The organism is Dietzia sp. SL131, assembly GCF_026672565.1.
Taxonomy (GTDB): Bacteria; Actinomycetota; Actinomycetes; order Mycobacteriales; family Mycobacteriaceae; genus Dietzia; species Dietzia kunjamensis.
In genome coordinates, this window is sequence record NZ_JAPPRI010000003.1 from 1,492,067 (window position 1) to 1,510,487 (window position 18,421).

17 protein-coding genes are annotated in these 18,421 nt (G+C 70.3%); 6 read left to right on the top strand and 11 right to left on the bottom strand.

What is annotated here, in order from left to right; all coding sequences use genetic code 11:
- Positions 1-12 precede the first annotated feature (12 nt).
- From infB to rimP, 4 genes are all read right to left on the bottom strand, one after another.
- Positions 13-2,829, bottom strand: a complete 2,817-nt coding sequence (infB, locus tag OVA21_RS07775; RefSeq protein ID WP_268092176.1) for a translation initiation factor IF-2 — start codon at positions 2,827-2,829, stop codon at positions 13-15.
- Between the two features lie 69 nt (positions 2,830-2,898).
- Positions 2,899-3,297 (bottom strand): YlxR family protein, encoded by a 399-nt coding sequence (locus OVA21_RS07780; protein ID WP_268092177.1) that lies wholly within the window; start codon positions 3,295-3,297, stop codon positions 2,899-2,901.
- A gap of 140 nt (positions 3,298-3,437) precedes the next feature.
- On the bottom strand, positions 3,438-4,424 hold the full coding sequence (nusA, locus tag OVA21_RS07785; protein WP_069389518.1) for a transcription termination factor NusA: 987 nt from the start codon (positions 4,422-4,424) through the stop codon (positions 3,438-3,440).
- Positions 4,421-4,966, bottom strand: coding sequence for a ribosome maturation factor RimP (gene rimP / locus OVA21_RS07790; RefSeq protein ID WP_268092178.1), 546 nt, complete (start codon positions 4,964-4,966; stop codon positions 4,421-4,423). Before rimP ends, nusA begins: the two co-directional genes overlap by 4 nt.
- Before the next feature lie 106 nt (positions 4,967-5,072).
- Here rimP and OVA21_RS07795 point away from each other — a divergent pair, with 106 nt between their 5' ends.
- Positions 5,073-5,543, top strand: coding sequence for a hypothetical protein (locus tag OVA21_RS07795; RefSeq protein ID WP_143337679.1), 471 nt, complete (start codon positions 5,073-5,075; stop codon positions 5,541-5,543).
- On the top strand, positions 5,540-5,944 hold the full coding sequence (locus OVA21_RS07800; RefSeq protein ID WP_082923979.1) for a DUF4439 domain-containing protein: 405 nt from the start codon (positions 5,540-5,542) through the stop codon (positions 5,942-5,944). Before OVA21_RS07795 ends, OVA21_RS07800 begins: the two co-directional genes overlap by 4 nt.
- A 3-nt stretch (positions 5,945-5,947) precedes the next feature.
- On the opposite strand, the gene OVA21_RS07805 is transcribed toward OVA21_RS07800, so the two are convergent.
- Complete coding sequence (locus OVA21_RS07805) at positions 5,948-7,702, bottom strand: proline--tRNA ligase (protein ID WP_268092179.1); 1,755 nt, start codon at positions 7,700-7,702, stop codon at positions 5,948-5,950.
- Positions 7,703-7,783: 81 nt separating this feature from the next.
- Between OVA21_RS07805 and OVA21_RS07810 the strand changes: the two genes are divergently transcribed.
- Together OVA21_RS07810 and OVA21_RS07815 are read left to right on the top strand one after the other, a co-directional pair.
- Complete coding sequence (locus OVA21_RS07810) at positions 7,784-8,533, top strand: YaaA family protein (RefSeq protein WP_120283463.1); 750 nt, start codon at positions 7,784-7,786, stop codon at positions 8,531-8,533.
- A complete protein-coding gene (locus OVA21_RS07815; RefSeq protein ID WP_268092181.1) occupies positions 8,530-9,576 on the top strand; it encodes a hypothetical protein in 1,047 nt (348 codons plus the stop codon). Before OVA21_RS07810 ends, OVA21_RS07815 begins: the two co-directional genes overlap by 4 nt.
- Positions 9,577-9,609: 33 nt before the next feature.
- Here the strand turns inward: OVA21_RS07815 and cobA are convergent, their stop codons facing one another.
- Complete coding sequence (gene cobA, locus OVA21_RS07820; protein WP_268092182.1) at positions 9,610-10,848, bottom strand: uroporphyrinogen-III C-methyltransferase; 1,239 nt, start codon at positions 10,846-10,848, stop codon at positions 9,610-9,612.
- Positions 10,849-10,983: 135 nt separating this feature from the next.
- The gene (mqo, locus tag OVA21_RS07825; protein WP_268092183.1) at positions 10,984-12,480 is read right to left on the bottom strand and encodes a malate dehydrogenase (quinone); all 1,497 of its coding nucleotides are present in this window, start codon (positions 12,478-12,480) and stop codon (positions 10,984-10,986) included.
- A gap of 133 nt (positions 12,481-12,613) precedes the next feature.
- Between mqo and OVA21_RS07830 the strand changes: the two genes are divergently transcribed.
- Positions 12,614-13,651 carry an alpha/beta hydrolase gene (locus tag OVA21_RS07830; protein WP_268092184.1) on the top strand — a complete coding sequence of 346 codons (1,038 nt, stop codon included), beginning with the start codon at positions 12,614-12,616 and terminating at the stop codon, positions 13,649-13,651.
- Between the two features lie 5 nt (positions 13,652-13,656).
- Positions 13,657-15,057 carry a mycothione reductase gene (gene mtr, locus OVA21_RS07835; RefSeq protein WP_159148640.1) on the top strand — a complete coding sequence of 467 codons (1,401 nt, stop codon included), beginning with the start codon at positions 13,657-13,659 and terminating at the stop codon, positions 15,055-15,057.
- 102 nt (positions 15,058-15,159) lie between these two features.
- Here mtr and OVA21_RS07840 read toward each other — a convergent pair whose 3' ends face one another.
- From OVA21_RS07840 to OVA21_RS07855, 4 genes are all read right to left on the bottom strand, one after another.
- Positions 15,160-16,638 carry a flavin-containing monooxygenase gene (locus OVA21_RS07840; protein ID WP_268092185.1) on the bottom strand — a complete coding sequence of 493 codons (1,479 nt, stop codon included), beginning with the start codon at positions 16,636-16,638 and terminating at the stop codon, positions 15,160-15,162.
- 105 nt (positions 16,639-16,743) lie between these two features.
- Entirely contained in the window at positions 16,744-17,619 is an 876-nt protein-coding gene (gene map, locus OVA21_RS07845; RefSeq protein WP_067717647.1) for a type I methionyl aminopeptidase, read from the bottom strand.
- Between the two features lie 46 nt (positions 17,620-17,665).
- A complete protein-coding gene (locus OVA21_RS07850) occupies positions 17,666-17,851 on the bottom strand; it encodes a hypothetical protein (RefSeq protein WP_096905330.1) in 186 nt (61 codons plus the stop codon).
- The gene (locus tag OVA21_RS07855; RefSeq protein ID WP_241504568.1) at positions 17,851-18,336 is read right to left on the bottom strand and encodes a hypothetical protein; all 486 of its coding nucleotides are present in this window, start codon (positions 18,334-18,336) and stop codon (positions 17,851-17,853) included. Before OVA21_RS07855 ends, OVA21_RS07850 begins: the two co-directional genes overlap by 1 nt.
- Between the last annotated feature and the right edge of the window lie 85 nt (positions 18,337-18,421).

Consider the following 18,421-nt stretch of genomic DNA (forward strand, 5'->3'; position numbering starts at 1 on the left):
TGCCCTGCGACGTCAGTCGCGCGGCTTCTCGACGAGCTCGTAGGTCTCGATGATGTCACCGATCTTGATGTCGGAGTACGTCACCGTCAGACCACACTCGAAGCCCTCGCGGACCTCGGTCGCGTCGTCCTTCTCGCGACGCAGCGAGGAGATGGTCATCTCCTCCGCCACGACCTTGCCGTCCCGGATGAGCCGGGCCTTGGCGTTGCGCCGCATGATGCCGTCGAGCACCATGCAACCCGCGATATTGCCCACCTTGGAGGAGCGGAACATGTTGCGGATCTCCGCCTGGCCGAGCTTCTTCTCCTCGTAGATCGGCTTGAGCATGCCCTTGAGCGCGCTCTCGATCTCGTCGATCGCCTGGTAGATGATCGAGTAGTACCGGATGTCCACGCCCTCGCGGTTGGCCAGCTCGGTGGCCTTGCCCTCCGCCCGGACGTTGAACCCGATGATCACCGCGTCGGAGGCGGCCGCCAGGTTGACGTTGGTCTCGGTGACGGCACCGACACCGCGGTCGATGACGCGCAGCTGCACCTCGTCGTCGATCTCGATCCCCAGGAGGGCCTCCTCGAGGGCCTCGACCGTACCGGAGTTGTCGCCCTTGATGATGAGGTTGAGCTGGCTCGTCTCCTTGAGATGCGAATCCAGGTCCTCGAGGCTGATCCGACGACGGCTACGGGCGGCCATCGCGTTGCGCTTGCGCGCGTTACGACGGTCGGCGATCTGCCGTGCGGTCCGATCCTCCTCGACCACCATCAGGGTGTCACCGGCGCCACACACGCTGGTCAGGCCGATGACCTGGACCGGACGCGACGGGGTCGCCTCGGTGACGTCCTCGCCGTGCTCGTCGACCATGCGTCGGACGCGGCCGTAGGCGTCGCCGGCGACGATCGAGTCGCCGACCCGCAGCGTGCCGCGCTGGATGAGCACCGTGGCGACGGGACCGCGACCGCGGTCCAGGTGCGCCTCGATGGCGACACCCTGCGCGTCCATGTCCGGGTTCGCCCGCAGGTCGAGAGACGCGTCGGCGGTCAGGACGACCGCCTCGAGCAACGACTCGATGTTGAGACCCTGCTTGGCGGAGATGTCGACGAACATCGTGTCGCCGCCGTACTCCTCCGGCACCAGGCCGTACTCGGTCATCTGGCCGCGGATCTTGTCGGGCTGAGCGCCCTCCTTGTCGATCTTGTTGACCGCGACCACGACCGGCACCTCTGCCGCCTGCGCGTGGTTGATCGCCTCGACCGTCTGCGGCATCACGCCGTCGTCCGCCGCGACCACGATGATCGCGATGTCCGTCGACTTCGCGCCGCGGGCACGCATGGCGGTGAACGCCTCGTGACCCGGCGTATCGATGAAGGTGATCGTGCGATCCACGTCGTCGACCGGCACCGTCACCTGGTAGGCGCCGATGTGCTGGGTGATGCCACCGGCCTCACCCTCGCCCACCTTCGCCGACCGGATGCTGTCGAGCAGGCGGGTCTTGCCGTGGTCGACGTGACCCATGACCGTGACGACCGCGGGACGGATCTCGAGATCGCTCTCGTCACCCTCGTCCTCACCGAAGGAGAGGTCGAACGAATCGAGCAGCTCGCGATCCTCGTCCTCGGGGCTGACGATCTGGACCTTGAAGCCCATCTCCTCACCGAGCAGCTGCAGCGTCTCCGGGGTGACCGACTGCGTGGCCGTGACCATCTCACCCAGGTTGAACAGGGCCTGGACCAGCTGCGCGGGGTTGACGTCGATCTTGTCCGCGAAATCGCTCAGCGAAGCACCCTGTGCCAGTCGCAGGACCTGCCCGCGACCGTCGGGAAGCCGGACGCCGCCGACCTCCGGGGCCCGCATCGAGTCGTATTCCTGACGCTTCTGCCGCTTCGACTTGCGACCACGACGCGGGGCGCCACCGGGACGACCGAACGCACCCGCGGCACCACCGCGGCCACGGTTGCCGCCCCCGGGACGACCCCGGAACCCGCCGCCACCGGCTGCGGGGGCACCGCCGCCGCCACCGGGACGGAAACCGCCGCCACCCGGACGGCCACCGGGGCCACCCGGACGGCCGCGACCCGCGGCGGGACGTGCGACCTGTCCCGGCATCTGACCGGGGCTGGGACGCGACGGCATGTTGCCGGGGTTGGGACGGGGACCGCCCTGGCCCGGTGCGCCCGACCGCTGCGGGGGACGGGGCCCGCCCTGACCGGTTGCGCCCGGACGGGCGCCTCCGGGACGGGGACCACCCTGGCCGGGTGCCGGGCGGGGGCCGCCCTGCGGACGCGGCGCGGGCGTGGTGCCGCTGGAGTACGGGTTGTTCCCGACGCGAGGCGCCTTGGGACCGGGCTTCGGCCCCGCCGCGCGCGGCCCGGGAGCCGGACGGGAGGCTGCGGCGGCCGCGCCGGGGGTCGCCCCCGGGGTCGGACGCTGGGAACCGGGCTTGGCGCCCGGAGTCGGACCGGCATCCGGCTTGGGAGCCGGCGTGGGGGCTGCGGGCTTGGCGCCCGGAGTCGGACCGGCATCCGGCTTGGGAGCCGGCGCGGGGGCCGCGGGCTTGGGAGCCGCCGAGCGCGGATCCGCGCCCGGACGGGGGCCCGGTGCCGGCTTCGAGGGTGCACCCGGCTTGGGCGCAGCGCCTCCTGCGGATTTAGACGGGGCGGGGGCGGAGTCGCCGCCTGCCGGTGAATGTGCCTCGCGCAGGCGCCGGACGACCGGGGCCTCCAACGTCGAGGACGCGGACTTGACGAACTCTCCCTGATCGCGGAGTTTCGTCAGAAGTTCTTTACTGGTGATACCGAACTCTTTTGCCAGCTCGTGTACCCGGGGCTTGCCTGCCACTGCTCTCCTCACTGCGAGGTCTCCACGGCAGGGCTGGCCGCGCGACCTCGGTCTACATTCGATGGACGTTCATCGCTGGAGCTTCACGGTGTGCTCATCGTGTCTGGTCCGTTCCTTCTCTTGTGCTCCCCCTGCCGAACCGAGCGGTCGGCGGGTGATCTCGTGCCCGAGGCGTAATGCCTCGAGTACCTCCGTGAGCGCGTCCTGGGACACGTTCCCGGCGATCCGCAGGGCCCTGGTGAAGGCCTTGCGGTCCAACGCTGTCGTGATGCACTGCGGTTCGCGATGCACCCAGGCTCCTCGTCCGACCGCCCGTCGGCGCGGATCGAGCGAGAGCGCGGCCGCCTCCGGATCGTGAACGATCCGGAGGAGTCGGGAATCGGTGTCCCGACCCCGGCAACCGACGCAGGTCCTGACCGGACCCACGGCCTCGGCGGTACCGAACCGCTGGTCCTTGCGTCCCTGCATCCGGCCACCTCGGTCTCTCGCCGCCCGGCCCGAGTGGACGGGTGGACGTGAAGTCACTGTGACAACTGATCAGTTTACAGACAATGCCGTGTCGACACTAACGGCGCGCCCGACCGCGTGGCGGCGGGCTGCGCAGCGCGTCACTCCGCGTCGCTGTGGATGTCGATCCGCCACTGGGTCAGGCGGTGTGCCAGACGTGCGTTCTGGCCTTCCTTGCCGATCGCCAGAGACAGCTGGTAGTCGGGGACGACGACGCGGGCCGCCCTGGTGGTGGCATCGGCGACGGTGACGGAGATCACCTTCGCCGGGGACAGGGCGTTGCCGACGAACACCGTCGGGTCGTCGTCGTAGTCGACGATGTCGATCTTCTCGTCGTTGAGCTCCGCCATGACCGCGCGCACACGGGCCCCGTTCGGTCCGATGCAGGCGCCCTTCGCGTTGAGTCCCGAGATGGTGGATTCCACCGCGATCTTCGTCCGGTGGCCCGCCTCACGCGCGATCGCCGCGATCCGCACCGAGCCGTCGTCGATCTCCGGGACCTCGAGCGCGAACAGCCCCCGGACCAGGTCCGGGTGGGTGCGGGAGAGCGAGACGGAGGCGCCGTGGGGCCCCTTGTGCACCCCGACGACGTGGCACTTGATGCGCTCCCCGTGCGTGTAGGTCTCACCCGGTACCTGCTCGGCCGGGGCGATGGTCCCCTCGGTGCCCCCGTTCTCGGGTCCGATGTGGACGACCACGATCCCACGGGCGTTGGCGCGGGAGTCGGACTGGATGACCCCACTGACCACCTCGCCCTCGCGCGCGACGAGATCACCGTAGATGCGGTCGGTCTCGGCTTCGCGCAGACGCTGCAGGATGATCTGCCGTGCCGTGGCCGCGGCCACCCTCCCGAAGTCGGAGGGGGTGGCGTCGAACTCCCCGATGCGGTTGCCGTCCTCGTCCACCTCGGCGGCCATGACGGCGACCGTGCCGGCCTTGCGGTCCAGCGCGATCCGGGCCACCCGATGCGAGCCCTCGGTCCGCTTGTAGGCGGTGAGCAGCGCGTTTTCGAGAGTGTGCACGAGGTCGTCCAGCGGGATCTCGCGCTCTCGGGACAGCATGTTCAGCGCTGCCATGTCGATGTTCAACGGTTTTCTCCTTCTCGCACGCCGTGCCCGGGGTTCTCCGGCTCGGACAACAGGTCCAGCTCCTCCTGTGGCGCTGGCCGGAACTCGACCCGGATCACGGCGCGGGCCACCCGATCCAACGCTACCGAGTCCACTCTGGTCCCCCGCCCCGCCCTGGACACGATGCGGACGGTCCCCGAGTCCTCGTCGAGGTCTCCGACCCGCCCCCGGGTCGGCCCGTCGGCGCCGTCGACGTAGAGCAGGTCGACCTGGCGTCCGCGGGCACGGGCCCAGTGACGGGGGTGCTCCAGCGGCGCGTCGACGCCCCTGCTGGTGACCTCCAGCGTGACCGGCTGGCCCGATCCCCCCCACTGCTCGGCGAGGGGGTCGAGATCGACGGAGAGTTCGGCGAGATCGTCGAGGGAGACGCCGGAGTCCCCGTCCACGACGACCGTCACGTGCCACGTGGACGAACGGGTGTCCTCCCGGAGGTCCTCGAGATCGAGGCTGCGGTCCGAGACCGCCTTGCGTATATGGGCCCGGTCGGGCTCGGGGACGATCACTGTGCTCCTGGAGTGCGGGCTGGCGGATTCCGTTCCGGGACGCGGACGGGCCGCATCACTGTACCGCCTCGTCGCCCCCTTCTCCGACCCCTGGCAGGATGTCGGAGTGCCCCATTCCGCCCCCGTCGCCCTCTCGCGCCGTCAGTTCGCCGTCGCGGCCGCCGGCGTCGCCGGGCTCGCAGTCGCCGGTGGCTGTGCCCTGCCCACGGTCACCGACCGCCCCGATCCCCTGCTCGGCCTGCTCGAGGCCGCCGAGCGCGACGCACGGGAACTCGCGGCCGCGGACGCCTCCCACGGCGATCGGGTGGGTGCCCTGCGTCGGCTCGCCGACACCCGGAGAGTTCACGCGGAACGGCTCGCCGGGCTCGTGGACCGCCCGCAGGACGACGAGCAGCAGCCGACCCCAGTGCCGACACCGGCGCCGGTCTGCCCGCCCGCCGAGGAGGTGCGCTCGCGACTCCGCGCCGACGCGGCCGACGCCGCCGGTGCGGCCGCGGCGACCGAGGGGGCCCGCGCGGAGATCGCCGGCGCGGTCTCGGCGGCGTGCACGGCGGCGGTCGAGGTGGAACTCGCGTGAGCGCTCCGGTCGGATTGGCCGCCGAGGACGCGGCGGTCTACGGGTACGGTCTCGTCCTGTCCCGGGCGGACGGCTCCATCCGAGCCGCGGTCAGGCGTGAGCTCGCTGCTCATCGAGCCCGTCGGGACGCGGCTGAGGTGTTGTGGCCGGCATCGCCCCCCGCGCCGGTCGGATACGTCCCCGATCCGGACGCCCCCGGCGCTCCCGTCCTTCTGGCGATCCGGATCGAATCGGACTGTTGCGAGGCCTGGCGCGTCGAACTCGGCCTCGCCCGGACGCCGGAGACCCGCCGTTTCTGCGTCGACGCCCTCACCGCGGCGGCGGTGCAACTCGCACGCTGGAGAACCCTGGTCCCGGGAGCGCCGTTCGAGGCGCTACCCGGGTTCCCGCCGCCGGCCTGAGGCTCAGGGGCGTCCGGCGCCGATCAACCGGACGATCTCCTCCGCGGCACCGTCCACCGGGACCTGGGTGACCTCGCCGGTGGCGCGCTCGCGCAGCTCGACGGTGCCCTCGGACCAGCCGCGACCCACCACGACCACCCACGGCACACCGATCAGCTCGGCGTCCTTGAACTTCACTCCGGGCGAGGCCTTCCGGTCGTCGAAGAGGACCTCGAGTCGGGCGCGGTCGAACGCCTCCACCAGCGTCGCGGCTCCCGAGATCGCGGCATCGTCCTTGTTGGCGATCACCACGTGGACGTCCGCGGGCGCGGCCTCAGCGGGCCAGACCAGGCCCTTGTCGTCGGCGAACTGCTCCGCGAGTACCGCCACGAGACGCGAGACCCCGATGCCGTAGGACCCCATGGTCACCCTCGCGGGCTTGCCGTTCTCGCCCAGCACGTCGAACCCGAAGGCGTCGGTGTACTTCCGGCCCAGCTGGAAGATGTGGCCGATCTCGATCCCGCGCGCCAGGGTCAGGGTGCCGTGCCCGTCCGGTGCCGGGTCGCCCTCCCTCACCTCGGCGACCTCGATGGTGCCGTCCGGGGTGAAGTCACGGCCGCACACCAGGTCCACCACGTGCTTGCCGGGCTCGTCGGCTCCGGTGATCCACGCCGTGCCGTCGACGACCCGGGGGTCGACGAGGTAGCGGACCTCGTTCTCCTGCAGCGCGCGCGGGCCGATGTACCCCTTCACGAGGAATGGGTTGGTCTTGAAATCCGCCTCGCCGAGGATCTCGACCTCCGCCGGCTCGAGCGCGGCCTCGACCCGCTTCATGTCGACCTCGCGGTCGCCCGGTAGGCCCACCGCCAACAGCTCCCAGTCCTGACCGGGCCGACGCACCTTGAACATGACGTTCTTGAGAGTGTCCGCGGCGGTGACCTCCCGGCCGAGGTTTGCGGAGTTCGCCCAGGCGACGAGCGTGTCGATGGTCGGCGCGTCCGGGGTCTCGTGCACGACCGCCCGCGGCGAACCCTCGATCGGGAGGGCGGGCGGCGCGGGGGTGACGACGGCCTCGACGTTGGCCGCGTACTGCCCGTCGGTGGATCGGACGAACGTGTCCTCGCCGGCGGCGGAGACGGCGAGGAACTCCTCGGAGGCGGAACCACCCATCGCGCCGGAGGTGGCGGCACAGATGACGTACTCGATCCCGAGACGGTCGAAGATGCGTCGGTACGCCTGTCGGTGCGCCTGGTAGGAGCGTTCGAGTCCGGCGTCGTCGACGTCGAACGAGTACGAGTCCTTCATGACGAACTCGCGACCGCGCAGGATCCCGGCACGGGGTCGTTCCTCGTCGCGGTACTTGGTCTGGATCTGGTACAGCGTGACGGGCAGGTCCTTGTACGAGGAGTACTCGCCCTGCACGGTGAGCGTGAAGATCTCCTCGTGGGTGGGGCCGAGCATCATGTCGTTGCCCTTGCGGTCCTTCAGTCGGAACAACGCCGGGCCGTACTCGGTCCACCGTCCGGTGGTCTCGTACGGTTCCCGCGGGAGGAGTGCGGGCAGGGTGATCTCCTGCGCGCCGAAGGCGTTCATCTCCTCGCGCACCACCTGCTCGACCCTGCGGAGGGTGCGCAGACCCAGCGGCAGCCAGGAGTACACGCCGGGAGCGACGCGGCGGACGTACCCGGCGCGGACCAGCAGTTTGTGGCTGAGGACCTCGGCATCGGCCGGGTCATCGCGGAGCGTGCGCAGGAAAAGGTGGGACAGACGCGTGATCACGATGCACCAGCCTAGCCGCCCCTGCTCGCGGACCCGCCGCCCGCCGTCGGGGCTGCCGGTGGCCTCGGTACCCTGAGCCGGGTGCGTATCCTCCTGTCCCCTTCCGAGACCAAATCCGTCGGCGGGTCCGGGGAGCCGCTCGACCTGGCCGCGCTCTCGCTCCCCGAGCTCGAAGGAACCCGCCGCGCCGTCGCCGACTCCCTCGTCTCGCTGTGCTCGGGGGAGGCGGCGGCAGCTCGCGACGCGCTCGGGCTGAGTGAGAAGCTCGGCGACGAGGTGACACTGAACGCCGACCTGTGGACCTCCCCCACCGCGTCGGCGCTGAGCCGCTACACCGGCGTCCTCTTCGACGCCCTGGACCCCGCCTCGTTCACCGCGGCCACCCGGTCACGAGCGGAGTCGCGGCTGTGGATCGGCTCGGCCCTGTTCGGCCTGCTCGGTGCTACCGACCCCATTCCGCACTACCGCCTCTCCGCCGGGACGCAGTTGCCCGGACTGGGCACCCTGCGTTCGACCTGGAAGCCGGCCCTCACCGCCGCCACCGCCGGGTGGGGCGACGACCTCGTGGTGGACCTGCGCTCCGGCGGCTACCACCAGCTGGGGCCGGTCCCGGGGGCGATCACCGTCGACGTCGTCACCGACTACCCCGACGGCACGCGCAAGGTGGTCTCGCACTTCTCCAAGCATCACAAGGGTCTCCTCGCCCGTACGCTCGCCACGTCCCGGGCCGAGATGGGTGACGTCGCCTCCCTCCTCCGGGTGGCCCGTCGGGCCGGGCACACCCTCGAGCGCACCTCGGAAACCGTTCTCACCATGGTCACGGAGCCGTGAGTTCGAGTCCCGATCCCGACGCCGACGCCGACGCCGACTCCGTCCCCGCCACGCCGCGGGTCCTTCCCTCGCACGGTTCCCGCGCGGCGTGGCGGCTGCAGGAGGAACCTGGGCTCGCCTCGTTGCCCCGTCTGTGCCTGTCGCCGGTCCAGTACTACGAGGCGCACCTCTTCGGATCGCCCTCCGCTTTCCCGCCCGGACATCGGCGCCACGACCAGGGCGTGGCCGCCGACCTCGACCTCCCCGGCGACCTGCGGGACGACATCGAGGCGTGGATCGACGAATGGAAAGAGAACTTCGTCCATCTCGGCGACCGCCCCGTCGACCAACCAGTGTGGCGCGAGGGCTTCGACGAGTTGGCCTGGCTCGACCGCGGCCACGAACTCGCCGATCGGCTTGAGGTGAGCCTGACCGGAACGGCGGTGTTCTGCACCGCGGAGCGGTATGTCGTGTGTGAGCTGGCCGCCGATCAACTGGACTACGTCCACCCTCTGCGGGGCGACTACGTGCGCACCGAGGGCTGGCGGGCGCCGGGCAACGGACCCGACCCCGACCGCACACCGACGATCCGGCTCATGCCCGAGTACGGCGTGACGTGGGGACTGTGGGCGGGACGGCTCCCCTACTACCAGCCTCCCCGCCTCCGGGACGGGTTCATGGACTTCGCCACGCCTCGCAGCCTTGGACTGACCGCTGATCTGGAGAGCCGGATCCTGCGATGGAATGACGACTGGCGGCGCGGATTCGCGGACTACGGGAGCAGCGTCGACGACAGCGGCGCCGCCCTCGGCCTTCTCGGCTACGGCTACGGCGTGCCCGTCTGGACCGACGGCGTCGATCCGGTCGACTGGTACCGCGAGGGACTGGCGATCGCGCGCCGCCTGGCGGAGGAACTGCCCGGCGTGGAAGTCGAGCTGGTGGCGATCCGCAACGTCTGTTCGGCGCGGCTGGTCATGCAGGACCACACCTCGCACCTACGCGGTCAGGATCCGGCCACCTTCTCGGACGTCTTCCTGACCGAGCGGCGCCGAGTCGGTTCCTGACGGGGCGCGCACCACGCCCGGCGCCGGAACGGGTCAGCGGTGCCGCAGGTCCGTGGACAGCGCCTGCGGTAGCCCGGCCACGTCGCCGACCACCACGATGGCCGGGGGCCTGACCTCGTGGGTCGCCAGGGTGTCGGTGAGGGTGCCGAGGGTGCAGCGATGGGTCGACTGCCCGTCGAGACTGCCGTCGACGATCACCGCGGCCGGGGTGTCCGACGAGCGACCCCCCGCCATGAGCGACTCGGCGATCGCCGGGGAGTTCTTGACCCCCATCAGCACCACCAGCGTCCCGCGCATACGTGCGAGGGCGTCCCAGTCGATGAGGGAGCCCGGGTGTCCGGGCGGGAGGTGCCCGGACACGACCGTCAGTTCGTGTGTCATCCCGCGGTTGGTCACGGGAATCCCCGCGAGGGCCGGTACCGCGAGGGCGCTGGAGACGCCCGGCACGACCGTGCACGGCACTCCCGCCTCCGCGCACGCCTGCGCCTCCTCGTAGCCACGCCCGTAGAGGAACGGGTCCCCGCCCTTGAGGCGTACCACGAACTTGCCGGCGCGTGCCCGGTCCACCAGCACCTCGTTGATCGCGTCCTGTGCCATGGCCCGCCCGTAGGGGATCTTGGCCGCATCGACGATCTCGACGTCCGCCCGCAGCTCGGCCAGCGGGCGCTGGGGGGCGAGACGGTCGGCCACGACCACGTCGGCGCGGGCGAGCAGTCGACGTCCACGCACCGTCATGAGGTCGTCGGCCCCCGGCCCGCCTCCGACCAACGCGACCGTGCCGCGGAGCGCCTCGTCGACCTCGGGTGCCTCCGCCCCCGCGTCGCTGAGGGCCCGCGCGACCACGTCCCGGGCCTCGGCGGTACGCGCGCGGTCGCCGGTGAGAACTGCGACGAGCATCTCGCCCCTGCGGACCACCGCCGGGGTCACCGCGGACCCCGACGTCACGGCGTCAGCCCGGACGCAGAAGGTGCGGTTCTGCTCGGCCTCGGCCGCGACCCGGGCGTTGACAAGAGAGTTCCGCGTCGCGGCGACCACGTACCACGCACCCTCGAGATCGCCTGATTCGTACTCTCGTGGATCCCACCAGATTCGTCCGGCGTCCACGAGTCCCTGGAGCGTGGGCGTGACGTCGGGGCTCACGAGGTGCACCACCGCACCCGCCTCGAGCAGGACGGGGATGCGTCGTTGCGCAACGGATCCTCCGCCGATCACCACGACACGACGGCCTTCGAGGTCCAGACCGACGGGGTACGGGTTCACAGGCCGGATCATGCAGCTGATCCTATCCGCCCACGGCTCCGCCCCCGGCCTCGGCCCATGGCCCGTGACACGACTCATCCCCCGGCCACCACGTCGGGTGAGCGGGGGATGAGGAATGGTGCGTGGTGGCGGATCAGGGCCGATCCGTCAGGCCTTCTGGTCGAGCTTCAGGGTGCGCGTCGAGCGCTCGAACTGCTCGGTGAACAGGGTCGGCTCCTCGGCGAGGTCCCGGCCGAGCGAGGGGATCATCTCCTCGAGGGCCGGGGTCCAGTCCGCGAACCGGCTCGGGAAGCAGCGCTTGAGCACGTCGACCATGGCGTCCACCGCGGTGGAGGCGCCCGGGGAGGCTCCGAGGAGACCCGCGATAGACCCGTCCGCCGCGTTGACCACGGCGGTGCCGAACTCGAGGGTTCCACCCCGTCCGCTGGGCTTGATCACCTGGACACGCTGTCCGGCGATGACCTTCTCCCACTCCCCGTCCTGCGCCGAGGGCACGAAGTCGCGCAGTGCGTCGACCCGTGCGCCGTGGTTCTTCGCGAGTTCGGTGATGAGGTACTTGACCAGGCTCATCTCGGTGAGGCCGATGTTGGCCATGGGCAGCAGGTTCCCGGCCCGGATGCTCGACGGCAGGTCGAGGAAGCTGCCCATCTTGAGGAACTTGGGGGTCCACCCGGCGAACGGCCCGAACAGCAGACCCTTCTTGCCGTCGATGACGCGGGTGTCCAGGTGCGGCACCGACATCGGCGGCGCGCCCACGGAGGCCTGGCTGTAGACCTTCGCCTGGTGCTGCTCGATGAGCTCGGGGTTGGTGCAGCGCAGCCACTGGCCGCCCACGGGGAAGCCGCCGATGCCCTTGATCTCCGGGATGCCGGACTTCTGTAGCAGGTGCAGGGCACCGCCACCCGCGCCGACGAACACGAACTTGGCGTCGACGGTGCGTTCGTCACCGGTGTGCCGGTTGGCCACGGTCAGCCGCCAGCTGCCGTCACTGTTGCGCTCGAGGTCCTTGACCTGGTTCTGGTAGTGCACCTCGGTGCCCGTGCGGGTGAGGTACTTGATGAGCTGCCGGGTGAGCGCACCGAAGTTGACGTCGGTGCCGTTCGAGAAGTGGCTCAGGGCGAAGGGCTGCTCGGGCGAGCGACCGCGGGCCATGAGCGGAACGAGCCGCTCCAGCTCGGAGAAGTCGGTGGTGTGACCCATTCCCGGGAAGAGCGGGTGCCCGGCGAGCTTGTCGTACCGCTTCCGGAGGTAGTCCTGACCGTCCTTGCCCGCCACGAAGCTCATGTGCGGGACGGGGCGGATCCACTCGGTGGGGTCGCCGAGGATGGTGTTCTCGACCGCATAGGACCAGAACTGCCGGGAGACCTGGAACTTCTCGTTGACGCTGACGGCCTTGGTGATGTCGACGTCGCCGCCGGCGGTCTTGGGCGAGTAGTTGAGCTCGCAGAGGGCGGAGTGCCCGGTGCCGGCGTTGTTCCAGGCGTCGGAGGATTCCAGTGCGGGTCCCTCGAGCCGTTCGAACACCTGGATGTCCCAGTCCGGTTGGAGCCGCCGCAGCAGGGCACCCAGAGTCGCGCTCATGGTGCCCGCGCCGATGAGCGCCACATCCGTCGTTCCGTGCTTTGCCACCTGGTCTGAAGTCACCGGCTACCCTCGCTCATTGGTCGTGGACCCGAATCTCTCGTCGACGCGGGTCGTCCCGACAGGCCCGCGCCCACAGGGTTGTCAGACTACTCACCGCGCCGGGCGTGGGACACACCGGACTAGGGTGGTCGTCGTGTCGACGCCCTCTCCAGATCCCGGCGCCCCCGACGGATCCGACCCGCAGTGGGCCCCGGATCTGCTGGGGCCGTCGTACACACGGCGCGCCCTGCCTCTCGGTGCCGATCCCGACGGTGAGGGGCAGATCTCCGCGACCCTCGTCCGCCACGAGGACGCCCCGACCGAGCCCACCGGCGTCGTCCTGGTCGTCCACGGCCTGTCGGACTACTTCTTCCACACCCATCTCGCCGAGTTCCTCGCGTCGAGCGGGTTCGCGACCTACGGGATCGACCTGCGCAAATGTGGCCGGTCCCGGAGGGAAGGTCTGACACCGCACTTCACCACCGACCTCGAGAGGTACGACGACGAGCTGGATCAGGCTCTCGACGTGATCGTCTCCGAGCACCCGGGAACGCCGGTCCTCGTGGCAGCCCACTCGACCGGGGGGCTGGTGGTGCCGTTGTGGCTGGGCAGGCGTCGCGACAGGGGCGCTCTCGCCCCCGTCGTGGGGGTGGTGCTGAACTCCCCGTGGTTCCAGCTCGACGTCCCGGAGCGCGCCCGCCCCGTGCTGGACCCCGTCATCCGCACGCTCGGATCCCTCCGGCCCTTCTACCGACTGCCGCTACCCACCTCGGACCGGTATGTGATCAGCACGCACGTCGACCACGACGGTGACTACCACTTCGACACCACGCTCAAGCCCCCCGGCGGGGTGGGTGTCCGGGCGGGGTGGCTGGCCGCGGTCCGGCGCGCCCAGAAGCGGCTACAGTCCGGGGTCGACCTACCGCTCCCGGTTCTGTTGCTCCGGTCGACGGCATCGTCGGTCGGGGCCCGCCCACGGGGCGCCGTGCTCGACGTGGACACCGATCTGATCCTGGACGTCCGGTCGATGGAGCGCTTCGCCGACCGTGTCTCCCGTGACGTCACCGACGTCCCCGTGCCGGGTGCCCGGCACGACGTCTTCCTCTCTCGCGCCGACGTCCTCGAGGTGGTCTTCGACCATCTCGGGCGCTGGCTGGACCAGACCCTGTCCTCACACACCAAGGAGTCCTGAACCCCATGACCCAGACCCCCTCCCGCCACTTCGACCTGGTCGTCATCGGCACGGGCAGCGGCAACTCGCTGATCGACGAATCGTTCGCCGACAAGTCCGTGGCGATCTGCGAGAAGGGGACGTTCGGTGGCACCTGCCTCAACGTCGGCTGCATCCCCACCAAGATGTTCGTCTACGCCGCCGACACGGCCACCTCCATCCGGCACTCGTCCGCCTACGGTGTCGATTCGACTCTGGACGGGGTCCGGTGGCCGGACATCGTCTCGCGGGTCTTCGACCGGCGCATCGACCCGATCGCGTCGAGCGGGGAGGACTACCGGCGCAACCGTTGCGACAACGTCACGGTGTTCGACGGTCACGCGACATTCGTCGGCCCGCGCACCATCGACACGGGAACCGGGGAGATCATCACCGCGGACTCCGTCGTGATCGCCGCGGGGGCACGGCCGTCGATCCCCGAGATCGTCACCGAGGCCGGCGTCGCCTACCACACCAGCGACGACGTCATGCGGATCGCCGAGTTGCCGAAGTCCATGGTCATCCAGGGCTCCGGGTTCATCGCCTGCGAGTTCGCGCACGTGTTCTCCGCGCTGGGCGTCGAGGTCACCGTCATCGGCCGGTCGGACGTACTGCTCAAGCATCTCGATCGCGAACTCGCGGAGCGGTTCACGGACGCCGCCCGGGGGCGATGGGACGTCCGCCTCGGCCAGCACGTCACCTCGATGACCGCGACCGGTGACGACCGCCGGGGCGTGGAGATCACCTTCGAGGACGGGTCGACCTGCGCGGGCGACGCGCTGCTGGTCGCCACGGGTCGGACACCGAACGGGGACCTGCTCGATCTGGACGCGGCCGGGGTGGAGATGGACGGCGAGCGGGTCCGCGTGGACGAGTTCGGCCGCACCACGGCGGAGGGCGTCTGGGCGCTGGGCGACGTGAGCTCGCCGTTCCAGCTCAAGCACGTGGCCAACCACGAGCAGCGGGTGTTGGGCCACAACCTCAACCACCCGGAGAACCTGCAGCCGTTCCACCACAGTCACGTGCCGTACGCGGTGTTCAGCTGGCCACAGATCGCGTCGGTCGGGCTGACGGAAGCAGAGGCCCGCGCGGCCGGGTACGACGTGACCGTGAAGACCCAGGACTACGGCGACGTGGCGTACGGCTGGGCGATGGAGGACTCGGTCGGGTGCTGCAAGCTCATCGCCGACCGCGCCACCGGGTTGCTCCTCGGCGCCCACCTCATGGGCGCCCACGCCCCGTCTCTCGTGCAGATCCTCATCCAGGCCATGGAGTTCGAGATCACGGTGCCGGACCTCGCTCGCAAGCAGTACTGGATCCACCCGGCGATGGCCGAGGTCGTCGAGAACGCATTGCTGGGTCTGGACTTCCCGGACCGCGGCTTCTAGCTACCAAACGATGCCGGAAGGCAGACGACCGGGGGGCGACATCGGTGGGCCGACGATCGGGGGCGGGGCCGCGAGGCGCGTGACACCCGCTCCCCGCCGGCTTCAGGCGAGGACGAACTCGTCCGGATCGACGGTGCGGACCTGCTCGCGGTACCGGAAGGTGAACGTCGGCCACTGCAGGGAATTACGTCCCCGCGAGTCGATGTACCAGCTCGAGCAGCCCCCCTGGTTCCACACCGTGTGCGCCAGTTCGCGGTCCATCCGGGCGGCGTAGGACTCCTCCACCTCCGGACGCACCTCGATGGTGCGTCGGGCCTCCCGCCCGGCGAGGTCGAGCAACCGCAGAACGTGATCAGCCTGGGACTCGAGCATGTACACGATCGACGAGTGCCCCAGGTTGGTGTTGGGGCCGTACAGCAGGAACAGGTTGGGGAACCCCGCCACGGTGATGCCGCTGTGCGCTCGCGGACTGCCATCCCAGTGCTCGGCGAGGGTGCGCCCGTCCGCGCCGGTGATCACGCGGGAGATGGGCGGCTCGGTCGGCTGGAAGCCCGTACCGAAGATGATGACGTCCGCCGGATGCTCCGTGCCGTCGTCGGCCACGAGCCCGCGCGGGGTGACAGCCGACGCCGCGCCGGACACCAGGGTCACATCGGACCGGCTGAGGGCGCGGAGCCACTGACTGGTGAGCAACACCCGTTTGCACCCGATCGAGAAGTCGGGGGTGAGCGCACGGCGCATCCCGCGGTCCCGCACCTTGAGGAAGAGGTAGAACCGTGCGAACCACTCGAAGAACCGCAAGAGGAACTGGGCTCGCGTGAACACCACGACGTAGAGCTCACGCCCCAGGTAGATACGACCCCGGACCAGCCGCTGTACCAACGGGAAGCGTCGGTAGAGCCGCTGACGGCGTCCGGAGATCGATCGGTCCAGCCTGGGCAGGATCCAGCCCGGGGTCCGCTGGAAGACCGTGACGTGCTCGGCGGGCCCGGCGATCTCGGGGACGAACTGGACCGCGGAGGCCCCCGTCCCGACGACGGCGACCCTCCGGCCCTCGAGCGCGATGTCGTGGCGCCACCTCGCGGAGTGGAACACCTGGCCCTCGAACGACTCCAGACCGGGTAGCCGGGGGATCGAGGGGGCGGACAGCGCCCCCGAGGCCACCACGAGATCGCGCGCCCGGATCCGCCCGCGGCTCGTGTCGACGACCCAGTGCGCCGACTCGGTGTCCCACACCGCCGCGGTCACCTCGCAGGAGGTGACGAGTCGGTCACGGAGACCGATGCGGTCCGTCACGGACTCGAGATAGGCCCGGATCTCTGGTTGCCTCCCGAACGAGTGGGACCACCCGGGGTGGGCGTGTCGGGACAGCGAGTAGAGAGCGGTGGGGACGTCGCAGGCGCACCCCGGGTAGGTGTTGTCGCGCCAGGTGCCCCCCACCGAGTCCGCGGCCTCCACGACGAGGAAGTCCCGGCCACGCCCCTCCCCCAACAGACGGTCGGCCATGGCGATGCCGCCGAAGCCGGCGCCCACCACCACCAGGTCGATCTGCTCCACGGGTCCACGAGGGGTATCGATCATGGTGGACAGTATGCCCCGGATTGTCCACGACCGAGGGGCGCATCAGGACGATCGTCCACACACTTTTCCCGGCCGGCCGGGGGGCGCACGGGACGCCGGACGCGCTCAAGAGCCGGACGGCAGGGTGAGGATCTCGTACCCGTCCTCGGTGACGACGACGGTGTGCTCGAACTGGGCGGTCCACGCCTTGTCGGCCGTGGTCACGGTCCAGTCGTCGTCCCAGACGTCGAACCCCGGCCCGCCGAGGGAGATCATCGGTTCGACGGTCAACGTCATACCCGGCTCGAGGACCTCGGTCCGGGACGGCTCGTCGTAGTGGAGCACGACCAGACCGTTGTGGAAGGTCGGGCCGACACCGTGGCCGGTGAACTCCCGCACGACCGTGTAGTCGAAGCGTCGGGCATAGGATTCGATGACCCGCCCGATGACGTTGACCTCGCGCCCGGGTCGGATGGCCCTGATCCCCCGGTTCATCGCCTCTTCAGTGCGCTCGACCAGGAGCCTGACCTCCTCGCTGACATCCCCGGCCAGGAACGTCGCGTTGGTGTCACCGTGGACGCCGTGGATGAACGCCGTGACGTCGACGTTGACGATGTCCCCGTCACGGATCACCGTGGTGTCGGGGATACCGTGGCAGATCACCTCGTTGAGCGAGACGCAGCTCGACTTGGGGAACGACTTGTACCCCAGGGTCGACGGGTACGCCCCGTTGTCGCACAGGAACTCGTGTACGACCCGGTCGATCTCGTCGGTCGTCACGCCGGGCGCGACCGCCTCGCCGGCGAGCACGAGAGCGTCCGCGGCCAGCCTCGAGGCCACGCGCATCGCGTCGATGACCTCAGCCGGCTGAACCCACGCCTCCCCGTTGGCCTCGTCGACGCTGTCGCGCCAGACGTACTCCGGCCGCGGGATCGATTCGGGAACGGTCCGGATCGGGGTGGGTTCACCTGGGACGAGAGGCTGACGGGTGGAGGTGGTCATGCCCCCAGGATAGGCCCGCCCGGCGCGACCGGTCGCCCCGGTCCGGTCACCAGATGACGAAGCACACCGAGGCGATGAGCACCATCGCCCCGAACAGGCACATCGTGATCACGTCCGCGGACGACTCGCCGAGCTCTCCCTTCGCGGGCGGGCCGGCATCGTCGGGCGTCACCGGGGCCGTCTCGTCAGCCGCGGTGTCCACACCGGGGTCGGAGTCCTGGCGCGGATCCATCAGATCACCCCCAGACGGTGGAACTCGGAGACCATCGCCACGGCGAGGATCGCGAACACGACCGCCATGAAGCCGGTGTACATCCAGCGCTTGGCGTGGTCGGACGCCCAGAACCGGCGGACGCTGACCACGCCGTTCACCACGGCGACCACACACAACGCGATACCGACGGGCGCCGCGACCCAGCCGGACAGGCTGAGCAGCGGCACGAGAATCGGGATCGCGAGGTAGGTGATGAGGCACCGCACGGCCGAGACCATCACCGAGATCCGGAATGCCCGGTGGGCGCCGGAGCCGGCCTTGCGGTCGACGCCCCGGACGCCGAGCAGACGCCGCATGGCCCGGTCGGCCGGCCGCAGCGAACGGAAGCCCGGGTCGACAGCCGCGTCCCGTACCGGGCCCGTCGTGGTCACCGGCGCCACCACCGTCGGCCCCGTCGCGGCCGCGGGCGCCCGGGTGACCGGTGCTGTCATCGGGGTACTCACACGGCCCTCCCCCGGAGGGCGCCACCCACGGCGCGCACTGCCGCACTGTCTGTCATCGGATTACACCTTCCGGGGTCCGTGGTCT